The 12,648-nt window shown below is 64.7% G+C and carries 14 protein-coding genes; all 14 read left to right on the top strand.

What is annotated here, in order from left to right:
* Nucleotides 1-117 precede the first annotated feature (117 nt).
* The 14 genes from AAFF19_RS14730 (at nucleotide 118) to AAFF19_RS14665 (ending at nucleotide 12,593) form a co-directional block, all read left to right on the top strand.
* Nucleotides 118-321: a hypothetical protein gene (locus AAFF19_RS14730; protein ID WP_182118539.1), complete on the top strand. Its 204-nt coding sequence runs from the start codon at nucleotides 118-120 to the stop codon at nucleotides 319-321.
* Between the two features lie 42 nt (nucleotides 322-363).
* Entirely contained in the window at nucleotides 364-639 is a 276-nt protein-coding gene (locus AAFF19_RS14725) for a hypothetical protein (protein ID WP_246330726.1), read from the top strand.
* A gap of 149 nt (nucleotides 640-788) precedes the next feature.
* A complete protein-coding gene (locus tag AAFF19_RS14720) occupies nucleotides 789-1,256 on the top strand; it encodes a Spy/CpxP family protein refolding chaperone (RefSeq protein ID WP_342721861.1) in 468 nt (155 codons plus the stop codon).
* A 15-nt stretch (nucleotides 1,257-1,271) separates the two neighbouring features.
* Nucleotides 1,272-1,637 (top strand): hypothetical protein, encoded by a 366-nt coding sequence (locus AAFF19_RS14715; protein WP_246330727.1) that lies wholly within the window; start codon nucleotides 1,272-1,274, stop codon nucleotides 1,635-1,637.
* On the top strand, nucleotides 1,615-2,337 hold the full coding sequence (locus tag AAFF19_RS14710) for a response regulator transcription factor (protein ID WP_182118542.1): 723 nt from the start codon (nucleotides 1,615-1,617) through the stop codon (nucleotides 2,335-2,337). The genes AAFF19_RS14715 and AAFF19_RS14710 overlap by 23 nt, the downstream gene beginning before the upstream one ends.
* Complete coding sequence (locus AAFF19_RS14705) at nucleotides 2,334-3,746, top strand: HAMP domain-containing sensor histidine kinase (RefSeq protein ID WP_342720476.1); 1,413 nt, start codon at nucleotides 2,334-2,336, stop codon at nucleotides 3,744-3,746. The genes AAFF19_RS14710 and AAFF19_RS14705 overlap by 4 nt, the downstream gene beginning before the upstream one ends.
* Before the next feature lie 380 nt (nucleotides 3,747-4,126).
* Entirely contained in the window at nucleotides 4,127-5,092 is a 966-nt protein-coding gene (locus AAFF19_RS14700) for an ABC transporter substrate-binding protein (RefSeq protein WP_342720475.1), read from the top strand.
* A gap of 56 nt (nucleotides 5,093-5,148) precedes the next feature.
* Nucleotides 5,149-5,988 (top strand): ABC transporter permease, encoded by an 840-nt coding sequence (locus tag AAFF19_RS14695; RefSeq protein ID WP_342720474.1) that lies wholly within the window; start codon nucleotides 5,149-5,151, stop codon nucleotides 5,986-5,988.
* Nucleotides 5,985-6,764 (top strand): ABC transporter ATP-binding protein, encoded by a 780-nt coding sequence (locus tag AAFF19_RS14690; RefSeq protein WP_060986337.1) that lies wholly within the window; start codon nucleotides 5,985-5,987, stop codon nucleotides 6,762-6,764. Before AAFF19_RS14695 ends, AAFF19_RS14690 begins: the two co-directional genes overlap by 4 nt.
* Nucleotides 6,765-6,786: 22 nt before the next feature.
* Nucleotides 6,787-7,599 carry a histidine utilization repressor gene (gene hutC / locus AAFF19_RS14685; RefSeq protein WP_342720473.1) on the top strand — a complete coding sequence of 271 codons (813 nt, stop codon included), beginning with the start codon at nucleotides 6,787-6,789 and terminating at the stop codon, nucleotides 7,597-7,599.
* 201 nt (nucleotides 7,600-7,800) lie between these two features.
* Entirely contained in the window at nucleotides 7,801-9,339 is a 1,539-nt protein-coding gene (hutH, locus tag AAFF19_RS14680; protein WP_342720472.1) for a histidine ammonia-lyase, read from the top strand.
* A gap of 38 nt (nucleotides 9,340-9,377) precedes the next feature.
* Nucleotides 9,378-11,108, top strand: a complete 1,731-nt coding sequence (gene hutU, locus AAFF19_RS14675) for a urocanate hydratase (protein WP_342720471.1) — start codon at nucleotides 9,378-9,380, stop codon at nucleotides 11,106-11,108.
* Nucleotides 11,109-11,154: 46 nt separating this feature from the next.
* Complete coding sequence (locus AAFF19_RS14670) at nucleotides 11,155-11,997, top strand: phytanoyl-CoA dioxygenase family protein (RefSeq protein WP_342720470.1); 843 nt, start codon at nucleotides 11,155-11,157, stop codon at nucleotides 11,995-11,997.
* On the top strand, nucleotides 11,994-12,593 hold the full coding sequence (locus AAFF19_RS14665; RefSeq protein ID WP_342720469.1) for a HutD family protein: 600 nt from the start codon (nucleotides 11,994-11,996) through the stop codon (nucleotides 12,591-12,593). The genes AAFF19_RS14670 and AAFF19_RS14665 overlap by 4 nt, the downstream gene beginning before the upstream one ends.
* Nucleotides 12,594-12,648 lie beyond the last annotated feature (55 nt).

Genomic DNA, 12,648 nt, shown 5'->3' with positions numbered 1-12,648 from the left:
TGCCGCAATTGTGTAGGTCGGCTCCTGCAAACTTGTGGTCGTGGTTCCGACAGCGCACCGACTCGCACCATGCCCCAATGAACGCATTGTTCGACGTTGGCCTTAAGAGGACTGCACATGTTTTCCTACCAGCCGCCTATTTCTCACCATCTCGAAGATGGCAATGGGGCGCCATTTCTACAGATGGGCCAGCCCGCAGGAATTGCGTCGCAACGCCAGCAAACTGATGACCTGCGGGCATGGCGCAATGACAGCCACGGGCTAGAGCGGGAACTTCAGTTTACCGATCTGGACCATAAGGACGTGCAGGCGATGGGCTGATGGCCCAGCCTTTGACAAATCCATTTGCCAAATAGCGGGGTTATGTCGGTATTGACCTTACATATCCGACCGGAAGGCGCGCAGCAATATCTGGCCAGAGTTTTTGATGGAAAACTGCTCGTGGGCGTTCCCACCGTGCACGCGCAGATCCATGGTGCAATCGAAGCGTACGGCAGCGGTGGCGGCATACAGGGAGTGAGCGCTTTTAACATCTGGTACGGTGGCTGGAGCGTGGGCGCCATCCCCCTTGCCCGGATGCGAACCGAGTCGACCGACCTGGCAAAACGTCTGTTGGTTTTATCTGCCGTAGTTCGCTGATTCGGTTGCTGCGCCTTTGGCATGTGTTGTGATCTTGTGCCTGTAAGAAACAAACCGAAATAAACCGATACCGCACCGAGACCTCATCTGTGGTGCGTCTTGGCACCATCAGGTTCATGTTCCACAGCATCCATGAAAAGGACTGCAACATGAAACCCTGGATCCACAAAACCCTGATCGGCATTTTTGGTGCCTCCATCGCCCTTGGCGGCCTGACCGCGTGTTCCAGCAGCCACCATCACCGTGGCCCGATGGGCGCCGAAAAGATGGCGGAGATGCGTGGCAAGGTCTTGAGCCGCGTCAGCAGCAAGCTCGACCTCAATGAAATGCAAAACATCAAGCTCCATGCGCTCGCAGACAAGCTGGAGGCCCAGCGCGCTGCCTTCATCGGCGAAGTGGCAAACCCACGCACAGAGATCCAGTCGATCATGGCGGGCGCAACTTTTGATCGCGCACGGGCACAGACCTTGATTGAGGAGAAGACCCGCGCCGTCCAGGCCAATAGTCCTGAATTCATCAATGCGCTGGCCGATTTCTACGACAGCCTGAACCCTGAGCAGCAACAGAAGGTGCGAGAGCTTCTGCAGCGGCGCAAGGGCTGGATGGCGCGCGGCTGAAAGCGGATGCGCGCAATGTCACCTTCACAGGAGCCCCTGTATCGCCTCGCGCAGGGCGTGCGCCAACATGGTTCTGCGCTGCTGGCCGGGGCAACTGATCCCCACGATGAGCTGATGTCGCTGGTGTGGGGGCCGCGTTTTGACCGGGAGCATGCACTGGGCCTGATCGCGCAGCAGCCGCAGGCCGCTGCACAGGCGTTGCCCGCACTACTGGCCGCTGCCGACCACTTTGACGCGCTTCATCCTGTGGTGCAGGGCCGGCTGCGCCGATTGATCGTGCGCCACCGATTGTTGGGTGGGCACGCGGGAGCGGGATCCAGGCGCATGGAGCAGGCATCTGATGGTGTGAAAATTGCGCATGCACCGCATCCTGCTTATTGACGACGACGCCCAGCTGGGGCCGCCACTGGCCCTCTATTTCCGACGTTTCGAGCTGGAATTGGTCCATGCCCTTAAACCGAGTGACGGTCTCGCCCAGCTGGCGGCAGGCGGATTTGATGCCGCCATCCTGGATGTCATGCTGCCTGAAATGGACGGGTTTGAACTGTGCCGCACGATACGCAGACAGGGCGATCTGCCCGTCGTGATGCTGACGGCGCGGGGCGAAGTGATGGACCGCGTGGTGGGGCTGGAGCTGGGGGCCGATGACTACCTGCCCAAGCCGTTTGAGCCGCGTGAACTGGTGGCCCGGTTGCAGACCGTGCTGCGCCGACGCCGGGCCAGCTCGCCAGCCAGTGCGGGTGACGCGCTCCTGGAGTTCGATGGCTTGAGCATTGATGCAGCCCGCCGCAGTGTGACGCGCCTGGGCGCAGTACTCGACCTAACCGGTACCGAGTTCGATTTGCTGCACCTTCTGGCCCGGGAGCCGGGCAGGGTGTTCAGCCGTGATGACATCCTTAACCAGCTGCGTGGGCACGATGCCGAGCTGTACACGCGTGCGGTGGACATCGTGGTCAGCCGCCTGCGCAAAAAGCTCGAGCCGCTGGACTGCATCAAGACCCTGCGCAACGCGGGCTATTCCCTGGCGTTGCGCAGGGCTGCCAGTGCGGCAGGCGGGCCCTCTGCAGCAGCCTTGCCATGAAGTCCTCGGGTTCCGCGCCCGGCGGCGATGCGCACTGCCCCTGGCACCGGCGGGCGCGCGACGCTGTCGGATATTCGCTGCGCATCCGCCTGGTGCTGGTGTTCATGGCACTGGCCGTGACGGTGGCTGTGGCCTTCATGGGTGGAATGCAGAAGGTGGTGGCACTGGGGTGGAAAGAGGCTGCGCGCCCGCTGCTCATGGACTATGTGGACCGCCTCACCGCCGAGATCGGCAGCCCGCCCAGCATCGAGCGCGCCCGCGCCATTGCCGATCGGCTGCCCGTCACACTGCGCATTGAGGGGCCGCAGATCCAATGGGATTCGCACCCCGGCCAGCCGCGCCCGCACTGGATGAGCGACAAGGTCCAGCGCCAGGACCACTGGAGCCGCGATGACACCGGCTATCGACTGCTGGAGCGCACCACGCCCGATGGCCACCGCATCGAGTTCGGGCTCAATGCGCTCTCATGGGACAAGCGCCCGCGCATCGCCTGGGGCACGCTCACAGTCCTGCTCTTGCTCACGGCGCTGGCCTTTGTGTACGTGCGCCACCTGCTGCGTCCGCTGGATGACATCCGGCGCGGCGCGCGGCGTTTCGGCAATGGGGATTTTGGCGAGCCGATTCCGGTGCGCCATGGGCACAGGCCCGATGAGCTTGGCCAGCTGGCGCGCACTATCAACACCATGGGCGAGGACATTCACCAGATGCTGGATGCCAAGCGCGCGCTGTTGCTGGCCATGAGCCACGAGCTGCGCAGCCCTCTCACACGCGCGCGCCTCAACGCCGAACTGCTGCCCGAGTCGGCTGATGTGCAGGCCCAGCGTTCGGCCCTGATGCGCGACCTGGGAGAAATGGCCCGGCTTATCACCGACCTGCTGGAAAGCGAGCGCCTTGCAGGGCGCCATGCCGCGCTCTACCGCGAGCCCACCGATCTGACCGAACTGGCGCGTGAGGTGGTGGCAGACCTGCAGGTGCGTCACCCCGGGGCCGCGGCGGTCGCATTGCGGGTACCAGCGCCATTGCCCGCCTGCATGCTCGACCGATCCCGCGTGCGACTGCTGATGCGCAATCTGCTGGACAACAGCCTGCGCCACAGCGACCCGACGGCCGCTGCGCCACAGATTGAACTGCGGGTGAGTCAAGGCGTGGTTGAAATCGAGGTGCGGGACCACGGCCCTGGCGTACCCCCCGAGCATCTGGTGCATCTGGCGGAGGCGTTCTACCGCCCTGATACATCGCGCCAGCGCACCACGGGCGGGGTGGGGCTGGGTCTGTACCTGTGTCGCCTGGTTGCACAAGCCCACGGCGGCACTTTGCTGGTGCGCAATGCGGAGCCGGGCTTGTGTGTTACTGCGCGCCTGCCGTGCTCGGAGGCGGTACAGCAACCAGCCCTTGACGGCGCACGCTGAGCGCGGCGTAGCACCCGGTTGGTGCGCAGATAGGCCCGGACAGTTGCGGCGGCGGGGATGGAGCGCAACGTTGCGGTGGGTTGGCCAGAATCCATCGGTTATTCAGAATGTTGGTCAAATTGCCTTCCAGCGCTTTGCTGTAAAGCGCTGACAGCTATTGTTTGTATAGTATTTTCGACCTCTGAACCCTCTCGCACAGCTGCGTTTTGGAGCCGCTGGCCCCGATCTTGCTGAAGATGGGAACCACCACCAAAGGGGATGCAGGTCTGGTGTTTACCCTGTATATACAGGTATGCTCCGCCTGTCATCATCGCAACCGGACGCGGGCGCGTCCCCGGATGGGTGGGCCAACGTACTTTCTTCATACACAGGAGCAGATGATGACTCGATCGGTTGCGAAATGGACTTCGCTGGCAGCGGCAACAGCATGCATGGTGGCCTTGGCCACACCGGCGCAGGCGCAGGACACCAAGATTGTGCTGGGCATGTCCGGCTGGACAGGCTTTGCGCCACTCACGCTGGCCGACAAGGCGGGCATCTTCAAGAAGAACGGCCTGGATGTGGAGATCAAGATGATCCCGCAGAAGGACCGCCACCTTGCGCTGGCATCCAAAGCCATCCAGTGCGCTGCCACCACGGTCGAGACACACGTGGCATGGAACACCAACGGTGTCCCCATCGTCCAGATCTTCCAGCTCGACAAGTCCTACGGCGCCGACGGTATTGCCGTGCGCAACGACATCAAGACGTTTGCAGACCTCAAGGGCAAGACGGTGGCGGTGGATGCCCCCGGCACCGCTTCGTATTTCACGCTGGCGTGGCTGCTGTCCAAAAATGGCATGACCGTGAAAGATGTGAAGACGCTGACGCTGGCGCCACAGCCTGCCGCCCAGTCGTTTGTGGCCGGGCAGAACGATGCCGCCGTCACGTACGAACCCTACCTCTCCACCGTGCGTGCCAACCCCGGCGCCGGCAAGATTTTGGCCACCACGCTGGAGTTCCCGCACATCATGGACACCGTAGGCTGCGCACCCGATTGGCTCAAGGCCAATCCCAAGGCGGCAAAGGCCCTGGCGGATTCGTACTTCCAGGCCCTCGAAATGATCAGCGCCGACACCGCCAAGTCCAACGAGATCATGGGCGCTGCGGTCAAGCAGACGGGTGAGGCGTTCGCCAAGTCATCGAGCTTCCTGCGCTGGCAAGACAAGGCCGCCAATCAGAAATTCTTTGCGGGCGAACTGCAGCAGTTCATGAAAGACGCCGCGGCGATCCTGCTGGAAGCTGGCGTGATCCGCAAGCTGCCCGACAACTACACCGCCATGTACGACGACAGCTTCATCAAGTGACCGGCTGACCGCCGGAGCCCCACTCTCACCAACCCGCCACTTCGAGGATCCTTCGTATGAACCGCACCCTGGGGGCTCAGTCCCCGTTGGTCGAGTCGGTGCCGCTACCGCGGCGCCGGCTGCGGCCGCTGGAGCCTGTGAGCACGCGCACAAGATGGGTGCTCGGAGTGGCGTTCTTTGTGCTGTTCGTGGCCGCGTGGGCCGTGTTCACGCTGGGCGGGTTTGTGTCGCCCACCTTCCTGGCCAGCCCGGTCACCATGGTCCAGGAAGGCTGGCTTCTCTTCACCGAGTTTGGCTTTCTCCACGACATCGGCATGACGGTGTGGCGCGTTGTGGGCGGGTTCACCATGGCCGCCATCGTGGCGGTGCCGCTGGGCATTGCCATGGGGGCGCACAAGGGCGTCGAGGCTTTTCTGGAGCCCTTTGTCTCGTTTTGCCGCTACCTGCCGGCGTCGGCCTTCATTCCGCTGCTGATCCTGTGGGCGGGGCTGGGAGAGCTCCAGAAGCTGCTGGTCATCTTCATTGGGTCGGTGTTCCAGATCATCCTGATGGTGGCCGTCACGGTGGGCAACGCTCGCCGCGACCTCGTGGAGGCCGCCTACACGCTGGGCGCGACACCCACCGGCATCGTGCGCCGCGTGCTCATACCGGGTGCCGCGCCCGACATTGCGGAAACCCTGCGTCTGGTGCTGGGCTGGGCATGGACGTACATCATCGTGGCCGAGTTGATCGGCGCGTCATCCGGCATTGGCCACATGATCACCGACAGCCAGGCGCTGCTCAACACAGGCCAGATCATCTTCGGCATCATCATCATCGGCCTCATCGGGCTGGTGTCCGACTTCGCCTTCAAGGCGCTCAACCACCGTCTGTTTGCCTGGAGTTTTGTGCGATGAGCAGCGTATCCATCCAAGCCGTCTCGCGCACCTTTGAGGGGCACAAGGGCCAGCGCACGCAGGCCCTGCTGCCCGTCGATTTTGAAGTGCGTGACAACGACTTTGTCACCATCCTCGGCCCCTCGGGCTGCGGCAAGTCCACGCTGCTGCGCATCGTCGCGGGGCTGGACCACGCCACCAGCGGCCGCGTGTTGCTGGATGGGGTGCCCGTGGAAGGCCCCGGTGCCGATCGCGGCATGGTGTTCCAAAGCTACACGCTGTTCCCCTGGCTCACCATCGAGCAGAACATCCGCTTCGGCCTGCGCGAGCGCGGCATGCCCGAAGCGCAGCAAAAGGAACGCGCCGCGTACTTCATCGCCAAGGTGGGCCTGCGTGGCTTTGAGCAGCACTTTCCCAAGCAGCTGTCGGGTGGCATGCAGCAGCGCACCGCCATTGCGCGCGCACTGGCCAACGACCCCAAGATCTTGCTGATGGACGAGCCCTTCGGCGCGCTCGACAACCAGACCCGCGTGCTCATGCAAGAGCTGCTGCTGGGCATCTGGGAGGCCGAGCGCAAGACGGTGCTGTTCGTGACCCACGACATCGACGAAGCCATCTTCATGGCCAACCGCGTGGCCGTGTTCAGCGCCCGGCCGGGCCGCATCAAGACCGAGCTGGCGGTGGACTTGCCGCACCCGCGCCATTACACGATCAAGACCAGCCCCGAGTTCATGGACCTCAAGGCGCGCCTGACGGAGGAGATCCGCGCCGAATCCATGGCTGCGGATCTGCATTGAGCCTGACTGACTGCTTCCTACCATGAGCGCCCGTCCTTCCCGCCGCACCGCCGCCACTGCACCCCGCAGTGCCACGCCTGCCAAGGCCGTGGCGGCCGTGGCGGCGCCTGCGCAGGCCATGGCGCTATACGAGCAGGTCAAGGACCATATCTCGCGCAAGATCCAGGAAGGCATCTGGCGCGCGGGTGACCGCCTGCCCTCCGAGAACGAGCTGGTCACCCAGTTCGGCATCTCGCGCATGACGGTGAACCGCGCGCTGCGCGAGCTGGTGGAGCAGGGCCGCATCGTGCGCGTGGCCGGTGTGGGCAGCTTCGTGGCCGAGGACAAGCCGCAGTCCACGCTGCTGCAGATAGCCAATTTGGCCAGCGAAATCCGCCAGCGCGGGCACGACTACCGCTGCGACGTGCTGACGGTGGAGCGCACCTCCGCCACGCTGGAGGTGGCCGCCGCGCTGGACCTGCGCACGGGTGAGTCGGTGTTCCACTCGCTGTGCATCCACCGCGAAGACGGCCTGCCCGTGCAGCTGGAAGACCGCCACGTGAACCCACGCCAAGTGCCCCAGTTTGCCGCGCAGGACTTCACGCAGCTGCAGCCCTCCGAATACCTGGTGCGCAACGTGCCGTTCGACCAGATCGAGCATGTGGTCGACGCCGTCATGCCCACCGCCGAGCAGGCCGCGCTGCTGGAGATGTCTCCGCAGGAGCCCTGCCTGCTGCTGACCCGCCGCACCTGGTCGCGCGGCGTACCGATCACCGTGGTGCGCTGCCTGCACCCCGCCACCCGTTACCGCCTGGGCAGCCGCTTCCGAGCCGACGGTAACCCCGTCGCCGGTTGAATATGAAGCACCCCCTGAGTCGCTTCGCGCCTTCCCCCTCAAGGGGGACGACACCCTCACTGCGGGGCGGCCCTTGCTCGGTGTCTCTCGCGGGTGCCGTGGCAGTTCTACCCGCATCGGGATTGGCTGACAGGATTTGAAGAACAAAGTAACGCTGTTTATTTTTCGCTTGTACCTACTTGTATATACAGGATCAACGCCATGACACAGAACGCATCTCCCATCACCCTGCACCCCGGCCGCGTCACGCTGGCCGAGCTGCGCCACATCCACGCTGGCCCCGTGCAACTGGTGCTGGACGCGGCGGCCCGCGCGGGTTTGCAGAAGTCCCTGGCCACGGTGCAGCGCATCGTGGACGAAGACCAGGTGGTTTACGGCATCAACACCGGCTTCGGCAAGCTGGCCAGCACCAAGATCGCCCATGAGCGCCTGGCCGAGCTGCAGCGCAACTTGGTGCTGTCGCACAGCGTGGGCACGGGCGATGCGCTGCCCGACGATGTGGTGCGCCTCATCCTCGCGACCAAGGCCGTGAGCCTGGCGCGCGGCCACTCGGGCGTGCGGCCCGAGCTGGTGGATGCGTTGCTGGCGCTGGCCAACGCCAACGTGCTTCCTGTCATCCCGGCCAAAGGCTCGGTGGGTGCATCGGGCGACCTGGCGCCCTTGGCGCACCTGGCCTGTGTGCTGATCGGCGAAGGGCAGGCCAAGGTGGACGGCAAGGTGGTGTCGGGTGCCGAGGCCATGCGCTCCATTGGCCTGCAGCCCTTTGTGCTGGGCCCCAAGGAAGGGCTGGCGCTGCTCAACGGCACGCAGGTGTCCACCTCGCTCGCGCTGGCCGGTTTGTTTGGCGCCGAGAGCGTGTTTGCTGCCGCACTGGTCGCGGGTTGCCTGTCGCTGGAAGCCATCAAGGGTTCGGTCAAGCCGTTTGACGCACGCATCCACGAAGCACGCGGCCAGGCCGGGCAGATCGCCGTGGCCGCCGCCGTGCGTGCGCTGCTGGACGGCAGCGCCATCGACCCCTCGCACCCCAACTGCGGCCGCGTGCAAGACCCTTATTCGATCCGCTGCGTGCCGCAGGTGATGGGTGCGTGCCTGGACAATCTGCACCACGCGGCGCGCGTGCTGACCATCGAGGCGAATGCGGCTTCTGACAACCCGCTCGTTTTCGACAACGGCGACGTGATTTCCGGCGGCAACTTCCACGCTGAGCCCGTGGCCTTTGTGGCCGACATCATTGCGTTGGCCGTCGCCGAGATCGGCGCCATTTCCGAGCGCCGCCTGTCGCTGTTGCTGGACCCGGGCCTGTCGGGCCTGCCCGCATTCCTGATCCGCGACAGCGGCGTGAACTCCGGCTTCATGATCGCGCAGGTGACGGCCGCCGCGCTGGCGGCCGAGAACCAGTGCCTGGCGAACCCCAGCAGCGTGACCAGTCTGCCCACATCGGCCAACCAGGAAGACCATGTCTCCATGGCCACCTACGGCGCGCGCCGCCTGGGTGACATGGTGCGCAATGCGGCCGTGATGGTGGGCATCGAGGCCATGGCGGCTGCCCAAGGCATGGAATTTGACCGCGCGTTGAAGTCATCGCCTTTGGTGGAAGACCAGTTCGCTGCCATCCGCCAACGCGTGGCCTACCTGGAGCAAGACCGTTACCTTGCCACCGACATCGAAGCCATGCGCGCCTGGGCCCAGCAGTCCACATGGCCCGCAGCGCTCACGCAATGCCTGCCCAGCTTCGCCTGATTTTTTCCACGCACACCCACTATTCACAGGAGCCCACCATGAACGCCAACGACGCCATCATTGCTGCCGCAGCTTCCGCCAACACCGACCCCCGCCACGACGCCAGCCGCGTGATCCGCGCACCACGCGGCACAGAGCTCACCTGCAAGAGCTGGCTCACCGAAGCGGCCTACCGCATGATCCAGAACAACCTGGACGCCGAGGTGGCCGAGCGCCCGCAAGACCTGGTGGTGTACGGCGGCATTGGCCGTGCCGCGCGCAACTGGGAATGCTATGACCAGATCCTCGCCTCGCTCAAGGACCTGAACGACGACGAGACCCTGCTCATCCAGTCCGGCAAGCCCGTGGGCGTGTTCAAGACCCACGCCAACGCGCCGCGCGTGCTGCTGGCCAACAGCAACCTGGTGCCCAAGTGGGCCAACTGGGAGCACTTCAGCGAACTGGACCAGAAGGGCCTGTTCATGTACGGCCAGATGACGGCGGGCAGCTGGATCTACATCGGCACGCAAGGCATCGTGCAGGGCACGTATGAAACCTTTGCAGAAGCCGGGCGCAAACACTACGGCGGCTCGCTGGAAGGCAAGTGGATACTGACCGCAGGCCTGGGCGGCATGGGCGGCGCGCAGCCGCTGGCCGCTACCTTTGCGGGCGCGGTGTCGCTCAACATCGAATGCCAGCAAAGCAGCATCGACTTCCGCCTGCGCACACGCTACGTCGACAAGCAGGCGCGCGACATTGACCACGCGATTGAACTCATCCAGCAGCACACGGCGGCCAAGGAGGCCATCTCCATCGCGCTGCTAGGCAATGCGGCCGATGTACTGCCCGAGCTGGTCAAGCGCGCCAGGGCAGGTGGCGTCCAGCCCGACCTGGTGACCGACCAGACCTCCGCGCATGACCTCGTCAACGGCTACCTGCCCAGCGGCTGGACAGTGGAGCAATGGCGTGCCGCCCAGCAGGACGTGACGCAGCACGAAGTGCTGAAGAAGGCTGCAGCCAAGTCGTGCGCCGTGCATGTGCAGGCCATGCTCGACTTCCAGCACATGGGCATCCCGGTGGTGGACTACGGCAACAACATCCGCCAGGTGGCGTTTGACGAAGGCGTGAAGGACGCGTTCGACTTCCCCGGCTTCGTGCCCGCCTACATCCGCCCGCTGTTCTGCGAAGGCAAGGGCCCGTTCCGCTGGGTGGCGCTGTCGGGTGACCCGGAAGACATCCGCAAGACCGACGCCAAGATCAAGGAGCTGTTCCCCGAGAACAAGCACGTGCACCGCTGGCTCGACATGGCCGGCGAGCGCATTGCCTTCCAGGGCCTGCCCGCGCGCATCTGCTGGCTGGGCCTGGGCGAGCGCCACATTGCGGGCCTGGCCTTCAACGAGATGGTGAAAAACGGCGAACTGAAGGCCCCCATCGTGATCGGCCGTGACCACCTGGACACCGGCAGCGTGGCCAGCCCCAACCGTGAGACCGAAGGCATGAAGGACGGCACCGACGCCGTGAGCGACTGGCCGCTGCTCAACGCGCTGCTCAACACCGCAGGCGGCGCCACCTGGGTCAGCCTGCACCACGGCGGCGGCGTGGGCATGGGCTACTCGCAGCACTCGGGCATGGTCATCGTGGCTGACGGCACCGATGCTGCGGCTCAACGCCTTGCCAATGTGCTGGTTAACGACTGCGGCAGCGGTGTGATGCGCCATGCAGACGCGGGCTATGAACTGGCCGTGGAAACTGCGAAGAAGCAGGGGCTGAAGCTGCCGATGGTGAAGTGATCAGCGCTGACCTGTATTGAAGAGACCTTGTTGAGTGGAGCCCACCATGACGACGCTTCCCACACCAGAAGCCCTGCAGCAAAGGGTTGCGCAGCGCCTGACGGCGGACGATATCGCCCGCTTTGACCGCGATGGCGCACTCTGCATCAAACAGCTGCTCACACCCGATGAAGTGGCGCTGCTGCGCGCAGGCATCGACGCCAACCTGGCCGCGCCCAGCCCGCGCGCCAAGGTAGCCAGCCGCCCGGACGACCCCGGCCGATTTTTCGAGGACTTCTGCAACTGGCAGGACATCCCGCAGTTTGGCCGCTTTGTGCAAGAGACGCCGCTGGCCCTGGCCGCGCAGCGGCTCATGCAGTCCCGCACCGTGCGGCTGTACCACGACCATGTGCTGGTCAAAGAGCCTGGCACGCGCCAGCGCACGCCCTGGCATCAGGACCAGCCGTACTACAACATCGACGGCAAACAGAACGTGAGCATGTGGATTCCGGTGGACCCTGTCTCCCGTGCCGCCACGCTCGAATTCGTGGCCGGTTCGCACAAAGGGCCGTGGCTGATGCCACGCACCTTCATGGACAACCAGGCCAAGTGGTTTCCCGAAGGCAGCCTGCAGGACCTGCCCAACGTCGAGGCCGACCGCGACGCCTTCCCCATCGTGGGCTGGGAGATCGAGCCCGGTGACGTGGTGTGTTTCCACATGCTCACGCTGCACGCGGCGGGCGGGGTGGAGGGGCCGAACCGCCGACGCGTGTTCTCGGTGCGCTTTCTGGGCGACGATATTCGCCACGCGCCCCGGCAGTGGAAGACTTCGCCGGAGTTTCCAGGCCTGGCCGACGAGCTGCCGGCGGGGGCCGAAATGAATCACCCGCTCTTTCCCGTGCTGGTATGACCCTGGAGTTTTTCGACCTCGCCACTGTGCCCGCCACGCCGTGGAGAAACGGCGGAGGCAGTACCCGCGAGCTGGCCAGCTGGCCGCCCGCGTCTGCTGCAGCCGGTGGCATGGACAGCTTTGGCTGGCGTGTGAGCGTTGCCACCATTGCGGCGCCGGGGCCGTTCTCGGCGTTTGCGGGCGTTGACCGGCAGATCATGTTGCTCGACGGCGATGGTGTGCATCTGGCCGGCAGCGGCTGGCAGCACACGCTGGCCGAGCGCTGGCAGCCGCTTGCCTTTTCGGGCGATGAGGTCGTGGACTGCGCCATGCTGGGTGGCACGTCTACCGATTTCAACCTCATGCTGCGCCGTGGAGTCTGCAAGGGCACATTGCAGGTGCTGCGCAATGAGCCGCCGCCGGCGTGGGCCGGGTTGTGCATGGTGCTCCAGGGGCAGTGGAAGGTGGTGCAAGCGGAGGCGGCCGCGCGCGTGTTGACTGCGGGGCAGGGCGCCTGGTGGATGGGCGCCGCGCCGCAACGCCTGCAGCCTGTGCGCGATCCGGGCCGCGCAGACCCCGTGCTGGCCTTTGTTGCACTGGAGCGTGGGGCACCCTGAATATTCGAATGAAATTGGCCTCTAGCGCTTATCTGTAAAGCGCTAGCAGCTATCA

It is taken from the genome of Acidovorax sp. FHTAMBA, from assembly GCF_038958875.1.
Taxonomy (GTDB): Bacteria; Pseudomonadota; Gammaproteobacteria; order Burkholderiales; family Burkholderiaceae_C; genus Acidovorax.
The sequence above is the reverse complement of the archived record's forward strand: the minus strand, read 5'-3'. Positions and strand labels throughout refer to the sequence as shown.

What these genes read in the sequence shown, in the direction of transcription:
- AAFF19_RS14730 (WP_182118539.1), top strand. Translation starts at nt 118, where the DNA reads ATGTTTTCCTACCAGCCGCCTATTTCTCACCATCTCGAAGATGGCAAT.
- AAFF19_RS14725 (WP_246330726.1), top strand. Translation starts at nt 364, where the DNA reads ATGTCGGTATTGACCTTACATATCCGACCGGAAGGCGCGCAGCAATAT.
- AAFF19_RS14720 (WP_342721861.1), top strand. Translation starts at nt 789, where the DNA reads ATGAAACCCTGGATCCACAAAACCCTGATCGGCATTTTTGGTGCCTCC.
- AAFF19_RS14715 (WP_246330727.1), top strand. Translation starts at nt 1,272, where the DNA reads ATGTCACCTTCACAGGAGCCCCTGTATCGCCTCGCGCAGGGCGTGCGC.
- AAFF19_RS14710 (WP_182118542.1), top strand. Translation starts at nt 1,615, where the DNA reads ATGCACCGCATCCTGCTTATTGACGACGACGCCCAGCTGGGGCCGCCA.
- AAFF19_RS14705 (WP_342720476.1), top strand. Translation starts at nt 2,334, where the DNA reads ATGAAGTCCTCGGGTTCCGCGCCCGGCGGCGATGCGCACTGCCCCTGG.
- AAFF19_RS14700 (WP_342720475.1), top strand. Translation starts at nt 4,127, where the DNA reads ATGACTCGATCGGTTGCGAAATGGACTTCGCTGGCAGCGGCAACAGCA.
- AAFF19_RS14695 (WP_342720474.1), top strand. Translation starts at nt 5,149, where the DNA reads ATGAACCGCACCCTGGGGGCTCAGTCCCCGTTGGTCGAGTCGGTGCCG.
- AAFF19_RS14690 (WP_060986337.1), top strand. Translation starts at nt 5,985, where the DNA reads ATGAGCAGCGTATCCATCCAAGCCGTCTCGCGCACCTTTGAGGGGCAC.
- hutC (WP_342720473.1), top strand. Translation starts at nt 6,787, where the DNA reads ATGAGCGCCCGTCCTTCCCGCCGCACCGCCGCCACTGCACCCCGCAGT.
- hutH (WP_342720472.1), top strand. Translation starts at nt 7,801, where the DNA reads ATGACACAGAACGCATCTCCCATCACCCTGCACCCCGGCCGCGTCACG.
- hutU (WP_342720471.1), top strand. Translation starts at nt 9,378, where the DNA reads ATGAACGCCAACGACGCCATCATTGCTGCCGCAGCTTCCGCCAACACC.
- AAFF19_RS14670 (WP_342720470.1), top strand. Translation starts at nt 11,155, where the DNA reads ATGACGACGCTTCCCACACCAGAAGCCCTGCAGCAAAGGGTTGCGCAG.
- AAFF19_RS14665 (WP_342720469.1), top strand. Translation starts at nt 11,994, where the DNA reads ATGACCCTGGAGTTTTTCGACCTCGCCACTGTGCCCGCCACGCCGTGG.